The 19464-nt window shown below is 72.4% G+C and carries 11 protein-coding genes; 5 read left to right on the top strand and 6 right to left on the bottom strand.

Going from position 1 to position 19464, the window contains the following annotated elements:
* Positions 1-699: serine hydrolase (locus tag SNE206_RS09635; RefSeq protein WP_407912949.1), on the bottom strand; the 699-nt coding region annotated here is incomplete at its 3' end.
* Positions 700-962: 263 nt separating this feature from the next.
* Here SNE206_RS09635 and nhaA point away from each other — a divergent pair.
* From nhaA to SNE206_RS09615, 4 genes are all read left to right on the top strand, one after another.
* Positions 963-2258, top strand: a complete 1296-nt coding sequence (gene nhaA / locus SNE206_RS09630) for a Na+/H+ antiporter NhaA (protein WP_407912948.1) — start codon at positions 963-965, stop codon at positions 2256-2258.
* Between the two features lie 114 nt (positions 2259-2372).
* Entirely contained in the window at positions 2373-2849 is a 477-nt protein-coding gene (locus SNE206_RS09625; RefSeq protein ID WP_405012585.1) for a phage holin family protein, read from the top strand.
* Positions 2850-2928: 79 nt separating this feature from the next.
* Positions 2929-3948: an alpha/beta fold hydrolase gene (locus tag SNE206_RS09620; RefSeq protein ID WP_407912947.1), complete on the top strand. Its 1020-nt coding sequence runs from the start codon at positions 2929-2931 to the stop codon at positions 3946-3948.
* 121 nt (positions 3949-4069) lie between these two features.
* Positions 4070-4267, top strand: coding sequence for a hypothetical protein (locus tag SNE206_RS09615; protein WP_407912946.1), 198 nt, complete (start codon positions 4070-4072; stop codon positions 4265-4267).
* A gap of 121 nt (positions 4268-4388) precedes the next feature.
* Here SNE206_RS09615 and SNE206_RS09610 read toward each other — a convergent pair whose 3' ends face one another.
* From SNE206_RS09610 to nth, 3 genes are all read right to left on the bottom strand, one after another.
* On the bottom strand, positions 4389-5573 hold the full coding sequence (locus tag SNE206_RS09610) for a MarP family serine protease (RefSeq protein ID WP_407912945.1): 1185 nt from the start codon (positions 5571-5573) through the stop codon (positions 4389-4391).
* Between the two features lie 214 nt (positions 5574-5787).
* Entirely contained in the window at positions 5788-6498 is a 711-nt protein-coding gene (locus tag SNE206_RS09605; RefSeq protein WP_407912944.1) for an NUDIX hydrolase, read from the bottom strand.
* Entirely contained in the window at positions 6495-7430 is a 936-nt protein-coding gene (gene nth, locus SNE206_RS09600; RefSeq protein WP_407912943.1) for an endonuclease III, read from the bottom strand. Before nth ends, SNE206_RS09605 begins: the two co-directional genes overlap by 4 nt.
* A gap of 593 nt (positions 7431-8023) precedes the next feature.
* Between nth and SNE206_RS09595 the strand changes: the two genes are divergently transcribed.
* The gene (locus tag SNE206_RS09595) at positions 8024-12217 is read left to right on the top strand and encodes a ricin-type beta-trefoil lectin domain protein (protein WP_407912942.1); all 4194 of its coding nucleotides are present in this window, start codon (positions 8024-8026) and stop codon (positions 12215-12217) included.
* A 97-nt stretch (positions 12218-12314) separates the two neighbouring features.
* Here the strand turns inward: SNE206_RS09595 and SNE206_RS09590 are convergent, their stop codons facing one another.
* Together SNE206_RS09590 and SNE206_RS09585 are read right to left on the bottom strand one after the other, a co-directional pair.
* Positions 12315-12743, bottom strand: coding sequence for a hypothetical protein (locus tag SNE206_RS09590; protein WP_407912941.1), 429 nt, complete (start codon positions 12741-12743; stop codon positions 12315-12317).
* A gap of 140 nt (positions 12744-12883) precedes the next feature.
* Positions 12884-19435, bottom strand: a complete 6552-nt coding sequence (locus SNE206_RS09585) for an RHS repeat-associated core domain-containing protein (protein ID WP_407912940.1) — start codon at positions 19433-19435, stop codon at positions 12884-12886.
* Positions 19436-19464 lie beyond the last annotated feature (29 nt).

The raw sequence follows: 19464 nt of genomic DNA, 5'->3' as shown, positions 1-19464 counted from the left end.
CCGTCCAGCCGCCCCGGCCAGGAGCGGCCGGCCCTTGGTTCCAGTCGCCCGGTGGCGGCTCGGGCACGAGCGCGCAGAGCGTGTCGAAGGCGGTCCGGGTGAACCGCCGCCGGGTACCGGGCAGGGTGTTCGCCATCGCCACCAGCCCGACCCCGACACCGGGTCGAAGCCGACGAACGCCGAGAATCTCTTGGTGGAGCCGGAGTGGTGGAACAGTTCGCCCTCCCCCACCGTCCGATGGCCCCGGACCAGGCCGAAGCCCGAACCGTCGCGCCGGTGCGCGACCCGCGGCCGCCGCACCTCGCGCAGCGCCGCCCGCAGCGAGCGCCCTGCGCCGGTCCACTCCGGGACGGGCACCGCGTCCAACGCCAGGTGCGCCTGCAGGTAGCGCAGCATGTCGTCCGCGGTCGAGTGCAGGGCGGAGGCACCGGGGAGGGCGGGGATCCGGAACGACGGCACATGGCGGCCCCTCCGGTAGCCGATGCCCTGCTCGCGCCCGGTGCTGCAGGAGGTGTCGATCAGCCCCAGCGGCGCGGAGATCCGGGCGGCGACGTGACAGGCACTGCGGGGGACGGGCGTTGCTGCGGGAGACCGGAGCGGATCCGTCCGGCCGTGCGCGCGGGTGGACGGCCGGACGGCCGGACGGGGCAACGCCGGTGACGGGACGCCACCCGGACGGGCTGCCCCGATGCCGACCATAAGGACGACCCGACATTCACGCATCCGGTCGCAGACCGTCCGGGGGAGCGCGCGGCAGGCGCCGCGGTGCAGGGCATTTCGCGCCCGGGAATCCGCCTGCGGGCTGCGTAAACTGCGCCAGGCCCCATGCCGTGCGGCCGCGCCCCGTAGGATTCCGGTAGCAACACACTCCGAGGCGCGCCGGGAAGACTGGTCGGCACTGCACCACCGGTGTCCCCGTGCACCGGCAGGCAGTCCACCGCCCGCCCTAGGAGGTCCCCGCCGTGGCTACGCCGCCCGCGCCCGACCAGCGCCGCATCTTCCTCGGCCTGCTGCCGCTGCCCGAGCGGCGCTTCGTCGCCGATGCGCTGCGCACCGAGACCGTGGGTGGCGTCCTGCTGCTGCTCGCCGCGGTCGCCGCACTGATCTGGGCGAACGGCTGGCCGGCGTCGTACGCCACGGTCAGCGGGTTCACGTTCGGCCCGTCGAAGCCGCTGCACCTGGACCTGTCGGTGGAGGCGTGGGCCGAGGACGGCCTGCTGACCGTCTTCTTCTTCGTGGCGGGCATCGAGCTGAAGCGGGAGTTCACGGCGGGCGAGCTGCGGACGCCGAGCGCGGCGGCGCTGCCGGTGGTGGCCGCGGTCTGCGGCGTCGTCCTGCCCGCCGTCGTGTTCACCGTCGTCAACAGCGGCTCCGGTGGGCACCCGGCCGGCTGGGCCATCCCGACGGCCACCGACATCGCCTTCGCGCTGGGTGTGCTCGCCGTGGTGGGCACTCACCTGCCGTCCGCGCTGCGGGCGTTCCTGCTGACGCTGGCGGTGGTCGACGACCTGATCGCCATCCTGATCATCGCGGTCTTCTACAGCTCGGGCATCAGGTTGTGGGCGCTGGGCCTGTCCCTCGCCGGTCTGCTGCTGTTCTGGCTGCTCAACCGGGCGGGTGTGCACGGCTGGTACCTGTACGTGCCGCTGGCGCTGGTGACGTGGGCGCTGATGCACGAGAGCGGTGTGCACGCCACGGTGTCGGGTGTGGCGATGGGTCTGATGCTGCGCTGCACGACGCGTCCGGGCGAGGAGCACTCGCCCGGCGAGCACATCGAGCACCTGGTGCGTCCGCTGTCGGCCGGTGTGGCGGTGCCGGTGTTCGCGCTCTTCGCGGCCGGCGTCTCGGTGTCCCTGTCGGCGCTCGGCGACGTGTTCCACGAGGCGACGCCGCTGGGCGTGGTGCTGGGCCTGGTGGTCGGCAAGACGGTGGGCATCTTCGGCGGCACCTGGCTGGCGGCGCGCTTCACGCGGGCCGAGCTGAACCCGCAGCTCAGGTGGGCCGACCTCTTCGCCCTGTCGACGCTGGCGGGCATCGGCTTCACGGTGTCGCTGCTGATCAGCGAGCTGGCGTTCCCCGACGACCATGCGCTGGCCGACCTGTCGAAGACCGCCGTCCTGGTCGGCTCGGCGCTGTGCGCGCTGCTGGCGACGGTGCTGCTGAAGCTCCGCAACCGTCACTACCGCGAGCTGTACGACGAGGAGAACGTCGACGCGGACGACGACGGCGTCCCCGACGTGTACCGGCGCCCGGCGTGACGGCCCGTCGCCTGACACGCCGCCCGCGGGTGCCCGGAGTGGTGTCCGACGGACCGAGGGGGGCATGATGCTGAGCTGTCGATCGAGTGATGCCGCCGCGAAGGAGAACCGCTGATGCCCGCAGGAACCGCAGATCCGTACAGCACCGGCCGGGCCCCGTACGAGGGCGAGCGTTCCGTCGGGCAGCTGTTCGCCGCGGCCTCTGCGGACCTGTCGGCGCTCGTGCACGACGAGATCGCCCTGGCGAAGGCCGAGATCCGCGCGGACGTGAAGCGCGGCGTCACCGGCGGGGTGTCGCTGACGGTCGCCGGTGTGGTCGCTCTGGCAGCCGTCCCGATGCTGAGCTTCGCCGCCGCGTACGGCCTGCAGGCGCTCGGTCTGACGCTGGGGTGGTCGTTCCTGATCGTCGGCGGGGCCTACCTGCTGCTGGCGGCCCTGCTCGGGCTGCTCGCGATGCGCTCCTTCAAGAAGATCGAGAAGCCGCACCGGACCATCGAGGGGGCCCAGGCCACCGCCGACGTGCTGAAGAACGCGCGTCCGCGGCCCGCCACCAAGGAGGAGATCGACCGGGCGCTCGGCCGGATCTCCTGACCGCGCGCGTACTCGATCGTTGCCGAGCTGCGCGAGTGCCGGAGACGTGTTCGTAGCACGGGTATGACAGGCTCTCGGTATGCCGTTGGACCAGAAGCCCGTACCCGCGAAGCCCGCCGAGCCCCTGTCGGGGGCGGCCCGGACCGCCGAGAACGGGCCCGTACCCGCCGCCGGGAGCGGCCGGGCGGCCGAGGCGGCCCCCTGGAGCGTCCGCGAACCCGGCCCCTGGACGCACCGCGACGTCGCGGCGAACGGTGCGCGGTTCCACGTCGCCGAGGTCGGTGAGGGCCCGCTCGTCCTGCTGGTGCACGGCTGGCCGGAGTACTGGTGGGCCTGGCGCCACCAGATGACGGCGCTGGCCGAGGCCGGCTTCCGGGCCGTCGCCCTGGACCTGCGCGGCATCGGCGGCAGCGACCGCACCCCGCGCGGCTACGACCCCGGCAACCTGGCGCTCGACATCACCGGCGTGATCCGCTCGCTCGGCGAGCGGCGTGCACACCTCGTCGGGCACGGCTCCGGTGGCGCGCTGGCCTGGGTGGCCGCCGTCATGCGCCCCTCGGTGATCCGCAGCCTGACGGTCGTCTCGGCGGCGCACCCGCGCCACCTGCGGCGGGCGCTGCTGACCGACCGGCGCCAGATCGCGGCCTTCGATCACGTGCTGGGGTTCCAGCGGCCGTGGATCCCCGAGCGCCGGCTGGTCGCGGACGACGCGGCGCTGCTCGCCGAGTACCTCGATGCCTGGACGGGACCGCAGAAGCTGGAGCCGGCCGCGGTGGACGCGTACCGGCAGGCCATCCGCATCCCGTCGACGGCGCACTGCTCGATCGAGCCGTACCGCTGGCTGCTGCGCTCGCTGGCCCGGCCGGACGGCATCCAGTTCGCACGGCGGATGAAGCGGCCGATCACCGCGCCGACCCTGCACGTGCAGGGCGCCGCGGACCCGGTGCTGCTGGCGCACACCGCGCTCGGGGCGGGCGAGTACGTGGAGGCGCCGTACCGGTGGCGGCTGATGCCGGACGTCGGGCACTTCCCGCACGAGGAGGCGCCGGAGCAGTTCTCGGAGGAGCTGATCGCGTGGGTGCGGCAGCACAAGGAGTGAGACGGGCATCGCGAGCCCAGAAAATCTGACCATCACTCATATGACAGTCGCATAAGCCAGGTGGGCAGTCCGGAAGCGGTTACCGTTCACGGCCCACGGGCATCCATCCTTTATGACCTGGATGCCCGATCGCGATGCAGCCCCGCGCCGACGCCGCCGTGGAAGCCGCAACTCGCAGCACCTCACGCACGAGTCGGACTGGTCCTACGGGACCTCGCCGGGGCGGACGGAAGGCCAGGAGGCGCACCGGCTCGGCATCCCGCGCATCCTCGGCCGCCGCGCCCGCTGGGTGGGGGCCCGGCTCCGCCGCGAGGGCTGAGGACCGGCACAGGACCGGCACAGGACCGGCAGAGGGCCCCGCACAGCGAGGGCGGCGGAGCGGCGGCGCCCCCTGTTTCCCTGGCCCCGTTCCCAGCCTCTCCCGGCCCGCTGCGTTCGGCTCAGAGCGCGCAGCCCTCGGTGTCGACCCGCGCCGTCGCGCTCGCGCCGAGCGTCGCGTCTCCGGCCACCTCGGCGGCGGTCAGCACGTAGCCGGTGTCCGAGCTGTCCAGCGACTTCGCGAACACCACCCCGTACACCTCGCCGGACGGGGTGAGGAGCGGGCCGCCGCTGTTGCCCTGGCGCACGAGCGACCGGACCGAGTAGACGTCACGGACGACCTGGCCGCGGTGGTAGATGTCCGGACCGTTCGCCTGGATCCGGCCGCGGATCCGGGCGGGCTGCACGTTGAAGGCCCCGTTCTCCGGGAAGCCCGCGACGATCGCACTGTCGTTGGTGCGCGCGTCGCCGGCGAACGGCAGCGCCGGGGCGTTCAGCTTGGGCACGTCCAGGACGGCGATGTCGCGCTGCCAGTCGTACGTGACCACCGTGGCGTCGTACACCTTGCCGGTGCCGCCGACCTGCACGGTCGGCTCGTCCACCCCGCCCACCACGTGGGCGTTCGTCATGACCCGGTGCGGCGCGAAGACGAACCCGCTGCCCTCCAGCGTCTTGCCGCAGGAGGGGGCCGTGCCCACCACCTTCACCAGGCTCTGCCGGGCCCGCTGGACGGCCTCGGTGCCCGCGATGGCCGGGTCCGGGGCCTCGACCTCGGTGATCGGCTCGTGCTCGAAGGGGTTGAAGACCTGCGGGAAGCCGTTGCGGGCGAGCTCCCGGCTGAAGTCGGAGAACCAGTTCGGCGCGTCCGCCGGCAGGGTGTCCTGCACGGTCGACAGCACCGTCGACGTCCGCACCTGCTTGGACACCGTCGGCAGGGACGTCCCGGCCAGCGCGGAGCCGATCAGCCAGGCCACCAGCAGCATCGAGATCACGTTGACCAGCGAACCGCCGACGGCGTCGAGGGTCTTCGCCCGGCGGCGCCCGATCCGGCCGCGCAGCTTCCAGCCGAAGTGCGTCGTGACGGCCTGGCCGACCGCCGCGAAGACGATCACCACCACCACCGCGACCACCGAGGCCGTGGTGCCGGGCCCGAGCCGGTGCAGCAGGAACGGCAGCAGCTGCACCGCGATCAGGCCGCCGCCGAGGAAACCGAGCACCGAGAGCACGCCCACCACGAAGCCCTGCCGGTAACCCGACACGGCGAAGCCCACCGCGGCGGCGATCAGCAGCAGATCCAGGACATTCACCCCGATACCCTCCCATGGACCGGTCCTGCATCGGGACGCACCTGTGGACGGCGCCCGTGCGGACCCTTCGGCACGAAGCCGAACGACCCGGGACCGACCGGCGGGACGGCCGCCCGCCGACCAGCGGGCCGAGCGGTCAGCGGGCCGAGCGGTCAGCGGGCCGAGCGGTCAGCGGGCCGAGCGGTCAGCGGGCCGCCGGTCGGCCACCCGCCGGTCAGCGGGCCGAGCGGTCCCGGTCGCGATCACGGCGGGAGAGGCCGACGGCCTCCTCGGAGAGCTCCAGGGTGCGGCCGGCGTCCCAGGGCCGTTCCAGGCCGCTGAAGTGCAGGACCCGGTCGATCACCCCGGCGGTGAAGCCCCAGACCAGGCGGTCCGCCACGGCGAACGCCGGGCCGACGTGGCCCGACGGGTGGCGCAGCCGCGCGCGGTTCGCCGGGTCGGTCAGCTCCGACAGCGGCACCCGGAACACCGCGCCCGTCTCGGCGGGGTCGACCGGCGCGACCGGGGTCTCCCGGCGCCACCATCCCAGCACCGTGGTCACCACGAAGCCGGACACCGGGATGTACAGCGCCGGCAGCGTCGCGAACACCTGGACGCCCGCCGGGTCGAGCCCGGTCTCCTCCCGGGCTTCCCGCAGGGCGGCGGCGACCGGCCCCGGCCCCGCCGGGTCGCCGTCCTCCGGGTCGAGTGCGCCGCCCGGGAAGGACGGCTGGCCCGCGTGCGCCCGCAGCGAGCGGGCCCGCTCGATCAGCAGCAGGTCCGGACCGGACGGGCCGTCGCCGAACAGCATCAGCACCGCCGAGGGCCGCCCGCCCGCCGCCGGCGGCAGGAACCGGCTGAGCTGCTCCGGGCGCGCGGCCTCCGCCGCCGCGCGGACCGGCAGCAGCCAGTCGGGCAGGTCGTCCCGCTCGATGCGGGCCGTCACGAGGCGTCCCCGGCGCCGGGTCCGGTCGCGCCGGAGGCGCCGGTCGTGTCGGAGATGCCGGTCGTGTCGGAGGCGCCGGTCGTGTCGGGGGTCGGCGGGGCGGAAGGCGTGGCGGGGGCGGGGGCGGGGGCGGCCGGCAGGCCCGGGTAGTCCGCGGGCGGCCGCAGCCGCTGGCCGGGCTGGCCGCCGAGCTCGTACTTGAGGAGCTTCTGCGCCTTCTCCGGGTCGGTCTCGCCGGTGCCGTACGACGGGCAGAGCGGCGCGATGGGGCAGGCTCCGCAGGCCGGGCGGCGGGAGTGGCAGACGCGGCGGCCGTGGAAGACCACGCGGTGCGAGAGCATCGTCCACTCGGACTTCGGGAAGATCTCGGCCACCACGGCCTCGACCTTCTCCGGGTCCTCCTGTTCCGTCCAGCCGAACCTGCGGGACAGCCGGCCGAAGTGCGTGTCGACGGTGATGCCGGGCACCCCGAAGGCGTTGCCGAGCACCACGTTGGCGGTCTTGCGTCCGACGCCGGGCAGCGTGACGAGATCGGCGAGCCGTCCGGGCACCTCGCCGTCGTACCGGTCGCGCAGCGCGGCGGAGAGGCCGATCAGCGACTTCGCCTTGTTCCGGAAGAACCCCGTCGGCCGGATGATCTCCTCCAGCTCCTCCGGGACGGCCACGGCCATGTCCTCCGGAGTGGGGTACTTCGCGAACAGGGCCGGCGTCGTCTGGTTGACCCGCAGGTCCGTCGTCTGCGCCGACAGCACCGTCGCCACCAGCAGTTGGAACGGGTCGTCGAAGTCCAGCTCGGGATGCGCGTAGGGGTACAGCTCCGTCAGCGCCCGGTTGATCTTCCGCGCCCGCCGGACCATCCCGAGGTGGGTCTCCGGCTTCCTCGGCTTCACGGCGGCGGCCGCCTTCGGTGTCCGGACCTTGCTCTCTGCCATGCCCGAAGGCTACGCCGAACAGAACACGCGGCGGCAGGTTTCCCACGCGGCCCTGCCCCTGCCCCTGCCCGACGGCACGGCGGGAGCGGCCGCCCTGCCCGACCACCGCATCCGCACGGGCCGGGGCGGCCGGGGACCACGGACGACGAGGACGACGGGACGACGGGTCCGCCCGCGGCGGCGGACAGGACAGGACAGGACAGGCGAACGGCCTTTCGCCCCGTTCGTACCGGACCGCGACGGAATCGGCGCCCCGCCGTGCGGACAGGCCGTACGGCGCTCCCCCGGGCGCCGCCGATCCGGACACGATCCTCCCAGATCCCGGTGGCGATTTCGTGGCAGAACGATCTTTGACCGAGAATCAGATGAGATGACCGATAAAGCATTTACTCCGAGAACCCGAACAAACGGAGCATCACCATCTGATTCGAATTCACGTTTGACCTGGCCGCCGGGCGGCGGCATTGTTCGCCTCCGAGTGCGTACCCGTCCGAGGGTGCACTCGGATCGAGGGGAGTTAGACAAAAACTATGCTTAACGGCATATCACCCACCGGAAGAGGGGGAACGGGCCGCAGTACGCGTGCCCGGCTGGTGGCTCTGGCCGCGACAACCGCACTGGGCGTCGGCCTCATGGCCGCCCCGGCGATCGCCGCGGACAGTACGAGCGGCAGCACCGCGCCCGGAACCAAGCCCGTCCTGACCGCCCCGACAGCCCCGACCGCCCAGCAGCAGGAGATCCTGGACGCCCGGGTCGAGGCCAAGGCGACCGGCAGGACGGTGGCCGTCGAGACGATGACCACCGAGACCTCACGGACCCTGGTCAACCCCGACGGCACGCTCACCACGACCGACAACGCCAAGCCCGTCCGCGCCAAGCGCGGCGCGGCATGGGCGGACCTCGACGCGACGCTCCGCAGGAACGCCGACGGCACGATCAGCCCGCTCGTCACGTCGAGCGCGCTGGCCGTCTCCGGCGGCGGCAGCGGCCCGCTCGCCACCATCACCACCGCCGACGGCAAGAAGCTGGCCGTCGGCGCGCCCTTCGCGCTGCCCGCCCCGACGCTCGACGGCGACACCGCGACGTACGCCGACGTCCTGCCCGACGTCGACCTGGAGCTCACCGCGCTTCCGGACGGCGGCTGGCGCGACGTCTTCGTCGTCCGGACCGCCGCCGCGGCCGCCGACCCGCGGCTGAAGAGCATCCACTTCCCGATCACGGCCGCCGGCCTGAACGTCGCCACCGACGCCGCCGGCAACGTCAGCTTCAAGGACGGCACGGGCAAGGTGCGGCTCCAGGCACCCACGCCCTTCCAGTGGGACTCCACCTCGACCGCGGCCAGGACGCCGCCCCGGGCCGCTGCCCGGGACGACGACATCCCGAAGGTGCAGCGTTCCAGCAGCCGGGGCCCCGGTGAGAACGCCAAGGTCGGCCGGATCGGCATCAAGGCCGGCAACTCCGGGCTGGACCTGACCCCGGACCCGGCCACCTTCGGCAAGGGCTCCGGCCCCTGGTACCTCGACCCGACCATCAGCGCCGACAGCGCGTCGACCATGTCGGTCCAGGTCCAGGAGTACCACCCGGACACCAAGTACGCCGACAGCATCTCCAACCTCGGCCTCGGGTACTGCGGCTACAGCGACTGCACCGGCTCCGGCCGCGAGCGGGCCTACTACCGCATCGGCGTCAACTCGGCCATCTACAACCAGCCGGTCGACGCACCGGCTCCGCCGACCGTCTACAGCTCCACGTTCTACGCCAACGTGACCGGTGCCTCCAGCCCGAGCACCAGCACCCCGCTCGGTCTCTACTGGACCGGCGGGATCAGCTCGAACACCACGTGGAACAACCAGCCGTGCAGCGGCAGCGGCACGATGGGCGGCTGCAGCAAGATCGGCAACTCGACCTGGATCATCGGGACCGGGCCGATCGCGTTCGACGTCACGTGGCACATGCAGCAGGCGGCCGCCAACCACTCGGCCGATCTGACCGTCGGCGTCGCACCGGACGACGAGAACAACAAGTACTACCGCAAGCACCTCGCGAACAACCCGCACGTCACCACCAACTACGACATCACCCCCAGCATGTGGTGGCCGCGGACCAGCCCCACCCCGGGCTTCGCGAAGACCAGGTCGTACAACGACTGCCAGACCCCGGGCGGCAGCGCCTGGGACAACCCGGGCTGGGTCGGCGCCAACCAGAACATCGTGCTCAACGCGAAGGACTGGTCCCCGGCCGGCCTGCCGGTGTACGGCAACTTCCGCCTGTGGGACGACAACGACCCGAACTTCGGGTGGGTCGGCAACAGCCCGAAGACCGGCTCCTACAACGACGAGGCGGTGGCGGTCGGTTCGCTGACCGACGGCCACCAGTACGGCTGGACCGCCACGGCCACCGACGACACGCTCACCTCGCCGGAAACCTCGTGGTGCTACTTCCGGGTCGACAAGACCGCGCCGACGGTCGCGGTCGGTTCCACCGACTTCCCGCCGTCCGGCACGCCGAACGCCACCCCGGCGAAGTACGCGACCGACACCGGCACCTTCAGCATCACCGGCACCGACCCGGCGCCCGGCGCCGGCCTCAACGCCTCCGGCCTGGCCTGCTTCCGGGTCAGCACCAGCTCGACCCCGGTCACCGGCTGGCACTGCGGTGACGCGGGCACGCTGTCGGCCGACGCCAACGGCAAGGCCGCGTACAGCTACGTCCCGGGCACCTGGGGCACCAACATCCTGTACGTCCAGGCGCAGGACGACGCCGGCAACTACAGCCAGCCGTCCGCCTACAGCTTCTACGCGCCCTGGAAGCCGGGCACCATGCCGGTCTTCGGCGACCTCACCGGCGACCAGAAGCCCGACCTCCTGCTCCCGGACGCCAACGGCAACCTGCGGCTGATCAACACCAGCAACGACCCGGCGAACGCCAACCCGATCGCCGGCGCCGGGGCGGCCTCGCCGACCGGCACCTGGAACGGCGTCCAGGTCACCCACCGTGCCTCGCTGCTCGCCGGCAAGCCGGTCGACGACCTGATCGCCCACCCCGCGGGCGACCCCAGGCTGTACCTGTACGCCAACGACGGGCACGGCAACTTCGTCACCCGCACCGCGTTCTACAAGTCCGGCACCACCGTCAACTCGGCGGTGACCTGCCAGGACATCAACGGCGGCACGATCGCCTGCCCCGCCGACTTCGGCACCGACTGGACCAACGCCACGCAGATCCTCGCCGTCGGCACCCCCGAGGGCGAGAACGCCACCAAGGACGCCAACGGCAACTACGTCCTCACCCGGACGTCGATCCTCGCGGTGATCAACCACCAGCTGTGGCTGTTCCCGCCGGGCACCAGCAGCGCCCGGCTGCTGAAGCCGGTGGACACCCAGGTCTCCAGCGCCAACTGGGACACCTACGACCTGATCGGTCCCGGCCAGGCCAACGGCAACAACCAGCCCACCCTGTGGACGCGCGACCGGAGCAACGGCACCATCCACGCCTACCCGATCACCACGAAGGCCGGAGGCGGCGTCGACTTCAGCGCCCTCGTCGACCCGACCACCGGCTACATCAGCGGCACCGGAGGCGTCGACCCGACGACCTACCCGCTGGTGGGCTCCAACGGCGACCTCAACGGCGACGGCGTCGCCGACCTGTGGGCCAGGACCAACGACGGCCGGCTGCTCGTGTGGCCCGGTGCCGCCAACGCCGGCGGCACGGTGGTCGGTTTCACCGCCCCGAGCACCCTGGGTGACCTGCGCGCCCCGGCGGCCCGCTGGCGGCTGAACGAGACCGCCGGCGCGACCACCGCCGCGGACTCGGCCGGCCTGCACCCGGGCACCGTCAAGACCGGCGTGACCTTCGGTTCGGCCACGGTCAACAACCGCACCACCAACGTCGCGACGTTCGACGGCGTCAAGGGCGAGATCGACACCACCGGCACCTCGATCGACACCACCAAGTCGTTCACCGTCAGCGTGTGGGCCAACCCGGCGTCGGCCGGCGGCCCGGTGGTCAGCCAGGACGGCACCAGCACCAGCGGCTTCATCCTGTGGCCCGAGGCCTCGGACGGCACCTGGCGGTTCGGCATGTCGACCGCCGACGACAACAACTGGAGCTACGACCAGACCATCGTCGGCATGACCAGCGCCGCCCGCTACCAGAACGGCCGCTGGGACCGCCTCACCGCGAGCTACAACGCCACCGGCGGGCAGATCCAGCTGTACGTGAACGGCGTGCTCGCCGGCACCGGCATCCACACCAGCACGTCGGGCATCACCGGTCCCGTGATCCTCGGCCGGTACAAGTACCAGGGCGCCTCGACCTCGTGGTTCAAGGGCAGTGCCAGCGACCTCGTCGCGTACAACTACCCGACCGACCCGTGGTCGTCCACCGCCGGCCAGATCGCCCTGACCGGCTTCGCCGGCAAGTGCATGGACGTCAACGGCGGCGCCACCGCCGCGGGCACCGCCGTCCAGGTGTGGGACTGCAACGGTTCCACGGCGCAGCGCTGGACGGTCAACGCCAACGGCACGCTGAGCAGCAACGGCATGTGCCTGGACGCCCCCGGCGGCGGTACCGCCAACGGCACCGTGATGGAGATCTGGACCTGCGGCAGCAATCCCGCCTGGCCGAACCAGGTCTTCGTGCCGCTCGCGAACGGGGCGATCTACAACCCGGTCTCCGGCCGGTGCGTGGACGTGCCCAACGCGAACACCGCCAACGGCACGAGGCTGGCGCTGTACGACTGCAACCGCACGCCTGCCCAGACGTGGTCCGTCGGCCGTAGCTGACCCCGCCACGACGCAGTGAGGCCCGCCCCGCGGATCGCGGGGCGGGCCTTCGTCGTTGCCGGTCCTCCGGGGCCCGGAGGACGTGCGGGAGCCTGCGTCACCCGCCGGACCCGGCGGTCCGTGCGCGGAACGCGGCCACCCTGTCGCGGATCGCCTCGGCGTCCTTCCGCCGGAACCGCGCGGTCGCCGCCAGCCGCACCTCGCCGCCCGCCAGGAGCGGCAGGGTCACCAGGTAGAGCCGGTTGCCCGCGTTGCCGGCCTGCTCGACGACGTCCGGCTCGCCGAGGCGGGTCCACGGGACGCGCCGGGTCAGGCCGATCCTCCGCTCGGTGATGCCGTGCTGGTCGACGGTCATGCCCAGACGTGCGCCGAGGTAGGTGAACAGCAGCGCGCCGGCGGTGAGGACGGTGTACAGGATGCGGGAGCCCGCGCCGCCCTGGACGGTCCCGAGCGAGCAGAGGAGCGTCATCGCCGATCCGAGGACCACCAGGAGGACCCGCTGCGCCTTCGGGTAGAGCTTCACCATGCGTTCGACAGCCGCCTCACTGGTTCGCGGCCCACGCACGTGGGCCGGGTATGGGGCGATCGGCCCCGGCCGGGACGACCGGGGCCGGTCGTCCCGGCCGGGGCCGGTCACGTGTGACTGTTCCTATTCTGCTGGCCGTGCTATCCCAGCGGAATCGGCGGGTGCACCATCACGGAGTAGTTGGGCACCGGGATGGAGGTGAGGGCGGGCACGACGTACGGGCCGACCATCGGCCCCACCTGCCTGGTGACGTTGATCACGGTGGGCACCAGGGTCGCGCCGATCACCGTGTACTGGTAGGCGCCCGACATGGCGGTCCAGTTCGGGGTCTCCGCGACGTTGAACAGGTTCTTCGCCGCGTTCCAGGCGCCCGGTGCCGCCTCACCCGTGCCGCGGGTGAAGTTGAGCGCCGAGCCGTAGCGGGCCATGGACATCGACCCGCTGATGCCGAGCGTCCCGACCGTGAACACGGTGTCGAAGACGATCGACTCCTTGTTCTTGTCCCAGCCTCCCTCGTCCACGACCTTCTGGTGCGTGCGGACGGCCAGGGCACCGGCCTGGAGCGCCGCGCAGGCGGCCCACCCGACGGCGGGGACGAAGCAGCCGGCCGTCGCCATGCCGGTCGCGATGATCCCCCGGTGGTCCCAGGCCCAGCTGCCGGTCTCGGACGCGTAGTGCCCGAGGCAGCCGAGGAACCCGTGGCACTCGTCCTTCTTCTTGGCCGCGGCGTCGGCCGCCGCCTTGCGCCGGCTCGCCTTGTTCGCGTCCGTGTCGGCGTACGGGTTTCCGGTCGTGGCCGTCGTCTTCGTGGTCGTGGCCGTGGTGGTCGAACCACCGCCACCGCCGCCGCACGGGTCCTTGAGGACGTAGTAGCAGACCTGCTTGTTCCCGTCGCCGCACGGGTCGAGCAGCATGTAGTAGCAGGTCTTCTTCGGCGTGACCCGGCCGTGCTCGCACTGGCCGGGGCTGGAGCGGCAGTAGTCCATCATGTCCGGGTCGTAGAGACCGGTCGGGTCGGCCCGGTTGACCGGGTTGTTGTGCGCGTACGCGTACGCGTTCCACTGCTGCGGGTCCTCGCCGACCAGGAGCGGGTCGGGGTTGAGGAAGCGGCCGTGGACGGGGTCGTACTCGCGGGCGCCGAGGTTGGTGAGTCCGGTGGCGGTGTCGAGCGTGCCGCCGGCGAAGCCCTTGTCGCCGGCCCAGGCGCCCGGCGCGGGCTGGACGCCGCGCTGGTTGCCGAACGGGTCGGTGGGGCGGCGGGTGACGGTCTGCGCGGCGTCGGTGTCGATCTGGACCCCGCTGGTGCCGTGCGGGTCGGCGCACTGGTAGACGAGCTTGCCGCCGCCGGTGGCCGCGGTGACCCGGGTGACGGTGATGCCGCCGGCCCCGCTGTAGTAGCGGACGTCGGACATGGAGCCCGTCGCGGTGTCCAGGGTCAGTTCGTCCATGCCGATGTCGACCGTGGTCCGGCCCGGGTTGCGGCGGATCAGCTGGTTGCCGTCCGCGTCGTACAGGTACGACGTGCCCGGGGCGGTGCCCTTGGCGATGGTGTCGAGCCTGTCCTCGCCGTTCCACGCGAGGTTCGTGGTGCCGGACGCGTCGGTGATGCCGGTCGTGCGGCCCATCACGTCGTAGGCGTACGTCGTGGTGGCCGTGCCGCTCGCCGACCTGGTCGAGGAGGACAGCAGCGCGTGCGGTCCGCCCTTGCCGTCACCCGTGTTGACGGTCTTCGGGGTGCCGAAGACCTGCGTGGTGGTGGCGTCGTTCGCGGTGACGCCGTTGACGTCGTGCTGCACCAGGGAGGTGCGGTTGCCGGTGGCGTCGTAGCCGTAGGACTGCCAGTACGGGGACGGGCCGCCCACGGTGGGCCTGGCCGGTGTGCCGGTCGTGGCCGGACCGTCGGCGTTGGTGCACCCGCCGACGCCGGGGACGGACGGCGCGGGCCTGGTGCTGGTGCCCCCGGTGTCGGTCCAGGCGTTGGTGAGGCGCCCGAGGTGGTCGTAGGTGAAGCACTGCAGGTCGGTCGCCGTGGCGCTCTGCAGGTCCGTCACCGAGGTGACCTGTCCGGACGGTGCGTAGGTGTAGCCGACCTGGTCCAGCGAGGTGGTGCCGGTCTGCCGGTCCAGGAATGACTGCACGACCCGGCCGGTGGCCCAGTCGTACTGCTGGGTGGAGACGACCTGGTTGCCCCAGTCGCCGACCGTGGTGCGGGTCGGACGGCCCATCGCGTCGTACTGGACGTCCGTCACCAGCGTGCTGTTGCCGCCGGAGGCCATCAGCAGGCCGGTGTTGGTGTACAGGAAGTCGACGCCCTCGGCGGGCAGGCCTCCCATCGCCGGCAGGTCGGTGTGGATCAGCGATCCGAGGACCGGCGAGTACTCGTTGGCCGTCGTGTAGGTGCCGCCCAGCGCGCCCTCCGTGGCGGGAAGGGTCAGGCTGGTGCCCAGCGGGCGGTACATCCCGTCGTAGCCGGTGATCGCCTGGGTGTAGGCCTTGCCCGACGTGCCGCCCACGTAGCGGGTGGACGAGGCGAGCTTGCCCTTGCCGCCGGCGACGGAGTCGTACGTCCAGCCCGCGAGCTGGTTCGCCGGCGCCACGCTGCCCGCGTACAGGCCCGTCTTGCGGCCGAGCGCGTCGTACGCGTACGCCAGGGTGGTGCCCTTCGCGTCGGTGGTCGACGCGATCCGCGAGTCCTGGTCGTACGCGGTGTCGGTCCGGCCCGTGTCCGGGTCGGTCACGGACGTCTGCCGGCCGTGCAGGTCGTAGGTGTACGCCCAGCTGTTGCCGGTCGAGTCGACCCGGGTCGCCGGCTTGCCGGCCGGCGTGAAGGTGAACGTGGTGACGTTCGCGTCCGCGGCGTTGCCGGTGGCCGTGGCGGTGCGGTACTGCCACTGCTGGGTGGTGCGGCCGCGCGCGTCGGTGAAGGTGCTGGTCGGCGTGCTGCCCTGCGGCGGTGTGACGTCCGTACGGTCCGCACCGGGGTGGGCGGTCGTGGTGGACCACTGCTGCTGGCCGTAGGACACGAAGGCCTCCGTGACCTTGCGCCCCGTGCCGTCGTACGTGACCCAGGTCTGGGCCGGGACCTGCGCGTCCTGCGGCGCGAAGATCGTGCCGTTGGGCTGGTCGGCACCGTCGAAGTACGGCGAGGAGGCCTTGACCGCCCAGCCGTGCGAGTCGTACACGGTGTCCGTGATCAGCCGTCCCGTGCCGCCGGTGGCCGGGGTCTCCTGCTTCTGCCGCAGGCGGCCCTGGCCGTCGTACAGCTCGGTGCCGGTGAGGTACGAGCCGTCCTCCGTGAGCGACTGCGAGGTCACCACGGTGGGCGTGGTGCCGTTGCTGACCGCGTACGAGAACTTCGCCGTCGGGCTGAGGCCGGTCGCCCGGTCCGGCTGCCACACGGCCGTCAGACGGCCGAGGCCGTCGTACTGCCGGGTGGTGGCCAGGCCGTTCTGGTCGGTGGTGACCAGCGCGAGGTGGCGGCCCGGGTCGTACGTCTGCGAGGTCGTCCAGGTGGCGCCCATCGGGCCGGTGACCCTGACCGTCGTCGGCAGCGCACCGGTCGCCGGCACGAACGCCGTCGTGGTGGTCGTGCCGTCGGTGTCCGTCGTCGTGACCGCGCGGCCGTACGCGTCGTACGCCGTGGTGCTCAGCTGGGTGTACTGCGGCTGGCCGCCGGCGTCGTAGGAGTCGAGGGTCCACGAGCCGGTCTCGTCGCCGGCGGCTCCGGCCTGTCCGAAGGCGAGGCCGTCGTACCGGGTCCGGGTGTCGGAGACGGTGTTGTCCTTGTTCGGGGTGGTCCCGCAGGGACCGGCCACGGCGCGCTTCCCGGAGACCAGCGAGAGGAACTGCGGGTTGCTGCTCGTCGCGTAGCTGAGCGTGGTGCAGACCTCGGGGGCCGCGGCGGTGCCGTCGCCCTTGTCGTCGATCCGGCTCGTCCGGTTGCCGTTGGCCGGGTCGGTCGTGGTCACCGACGAGGTGGTGCGCCACGAGCCGCCGGACAGCTTCGACCAGGAGGTGGTCGTCGAGGACGTCGCCCCGTAGCGCGCGACCAGGTCGGGCATGCCGTTCTGCTGCGTGTGCGTCGCCGTCACCACGTCACCGGACGCGACCGTGGACGACGCCTCCTGCACGGAGCCGCCGGCCTTGTCGTACGTCTGGGTGCCGATCACGGCGCCGGCGCGCCACCTGTCGTCCGTCACCGTGGTCGCCGGGGCGCCCGGGTACGGCGTGAAGGCCACCGACACGCTGCGGGCCGTGCCGTTGGCGAGGTGGTCGTCGTTCATGCCCCGCAGGTAGGTGGTGACCTTCTGGGTCCTGGGCGCCTCGCCGCCGGTGCCGCTGCCGGTCGTCACGGTGACCGTCCGGTAGCCGCGGAAGTCGTCCCAGGTGCGGACCTTGGGGTCGGTGAACTCGCCGTCGCTGCGGTGCCAGGCGGCGCCGCCGCCGTAGGAGTAGCCCGTCGTCCTCGTCAGCCCGGATCCGCTGACCGGGTCCGACTCGTTGACCGCGGTGACCGTGTACTTGTGGAACCAGTCGTTCACCGGGTCCGGTGACGACGAGCCCGGCAGGTACCAGTGCACCGGCATGCAGGCCATCGTGTTGGAGTCCTCGGAGGACGGCATGCGGCTGCTCACCCGCGAGCACTCCGGGTCGGCGTAGACCACGCTGATCCGGCCGCCGGTCTCGGTGGTGATCTGCTGGATGCGCGGCCGGTAGAACGCCGGCTGGGCCGGCACCAGGCCGTCGACGCGGTTCGCCAGCTCACGTGCCGTGAAGCTGACCGCGGGGAGTGCCACGGCCGCCTGGCCGTCGGTGCCGGTGCGCTGCACCGACGACAGCCAGAGCGAGGGCTTGGTGCCGTCGCCCGGGTCCGGGAAGCTGTGGCTCAGCGCCCAGGAGTCGACCTGACGGTACGCGCCGCCGACCAGGACCTGCGTCTCGATCTTCGACAGCATCAGCGGGGACCAGAAGGTCGGCCCGTAGTTGGTGCAGGTGCCGCTGGAGGCGCAGTTCTGGTCCAGCGGGGTCTCCGGCCAGTTCGCCTGGTTGGCCGTGGTGCGCTGCGCGGTGGTGCAGGTGACCGAGCCGGAGGCGGTGCACCGCTCGGTGGTGGTGAACAGCACCTTCGCGGCCGGCTTCAGGGTGCCGTTGGCCGCGATCTGCTCCGGCAGCCGCTGGCCGTAGGCGATCTGGGTCGGCTCGGTGGCCCGGACGTACGGGGTCAACGTGCCGGTGCCGTTGTTCTGGCCGCCGCCGCGGCCGTAGTGGTTGAGGTCCTGCTGGTAGCTGTAGGTGACCAGGTTCTGGTGCGTGTCCACGACGTAGTCGAGGTTCCAGCGCCAGCCCTCCTGGCACCACGAGGCCTTGCCCTTGGCGGAGTCGTAGCAGTCGTCCCCGCTGTTCGGCGAGTAGACCGGCTCGTACGCCACGGAGTTGGTCGCCGGGTCGCTGTGGTTGCCGCCGGGCAGGTGGTTCTGACCGAAGTAGTACTGCGTGCCGTCGGAGGTCGTCACCCGCCAGTACTCGCCGGAGCGCGCCTCGTTGGCCGCGCCGGTGAGCTGCTCGATCTTCGCGCCGTCGTCGCCCTGGAGGTGCCAGGCGCCGGTGGTGTCGTCGCGCACCAGGGTGCCCGAGTGGCTGCCGAGGTTGAGGACGGCGTTCTGGCCGGCCCAGCACTGGTCGCCCGATCCGGTGATCCCGTCCTTGTCGCAGGACCGGTACGAGCGCTCGACGAAGCCGGGCTGGTACTCCCAGCCCTCACCGATCCACGACGACTGGGCGTTCTGCGCCGAGGTCTTCCCGTCCACCGTCGAGGAGCTGTAGGACAGCGACACCGACGGCGCGGAGCCGCCGATCGAGTCGGGCGTCTCGATCTCGTACGAGTAGGTGAAGTTGCCGATGTTCGTCCCGGAGCTCCACGCCGCGGACGGCGACAGCGGCGAGGCGGCGTAGGTGCCGGTGGCACCGCCGGCGGAGGTGGTGGCGGCCAGCACCGTCGCCGACGGGGCCGCCACCGCTCCGGCGGGCACGGCCTGCACCGCGCGGCTCGTGCCGGCCGGGGGCGGCGAGCTCTTCACCGCGCTCTTCACCGCGCCGGGCGCGGACGCGCCCGCGACGGCGACCTCGGCCGTCAGCACCCCGGTCGCCGGGTCCACGCGGGACGCCACCGGGGTCTGCTTGCGGCACTCCGCCTTCTCCGGCGTGGTCAGCGCACACGCCGGCAGCGCCACCAGCCGGGCCCGGTCGGCCCAGCCGGAGCCCTGGAGGGCCTTCAGGTCGAGGGCGACCCGCACCGTGCGGTCACCGCCCGCGGCGGCGTCCGGGTCGGTCAGTGCGACCACCGGACCGGCCGCACCCGCGGCACCGCCCCTGTCGCTCCCGGCCACCTCGACCTTGAGCGACCGCACCGGGCTGTGCTCGCCCGGTGCCACCTTGACCGGCAGCTTCCCGGCCTGCACCGGTCGGGCGTCCGGCAGGGCCACCGTCGCCGAACCCGTCGGCACCGCAGCCGGGCTGCCCGGCTTCCACTCCCCCGGTACCGGGTACGCCGGCGCAACCGGCGTCCCGGGGCGGGCGTCCTTGCCCTTGACCGATTTCTGCCCCGAAATCGGCGTCTTCGGCGGCGTCCACACCTTGCCGTGCGGCTGTCTCAACGCCAGGGCCTCGGCCGAGGGAGCCGCCAGCAGCGGCATGACCAACGCCGACAGTCCGATGACTCCGA

It is taken from the genome of Kitasatospora sp. NE20-6 (assembly GCF_045862635.1).
This window is presented reverse-complemented; position numbering and strand designations above follow the sequence as displayed.

Bases quoted from the DNA above. Each gene is read 5' to 3' on its own strand.
- SNE206_RS09620 (WP_407912947.1), top strand. From the start codon at position 2,929: ATGCCGTTGGACCAGAAGCCCGTACCCGCGAAGCCCGCCGAGCCCCTG.
- SNE206_RS09585 (WP_407912940.1), bottom strand. From the start codon at position 19,435: ATGCCGCTGCTGGCGGCTCCCTCGGCCGAGGCCCTGGCGTTGAGACAG.
- SNE206_RS09625 (WP_405012585.1), top strand. From the start codon at position 2,373: ATGCCCGCAGGAACCGCAGATCCGTACAGCACCGGCCGGGCCCCGTAC.
- nth (WP_407912943.1), bottom strand. From the start codon at position 7,430: ATGGCAGAGAGCAAGGTCCGGACACCGAAGGCGGCCGCCGCCGTGAAG.
- SNE206_RS09590 (WP_407912941.1), bottom strand. From the start codon at position 12,743: ATGGTGAAGCTCTACCCGAAGGCGCAGCGGGTCCTCCTGGTGGTCCTC.
- SNE206_RS09615 (WP_407912946.1), top strand. From the start codon at position 4,070: ATGCCCGATCGCGATGCAGCCCCGCGCCGACGCCGCCGTGGAAGCCGC.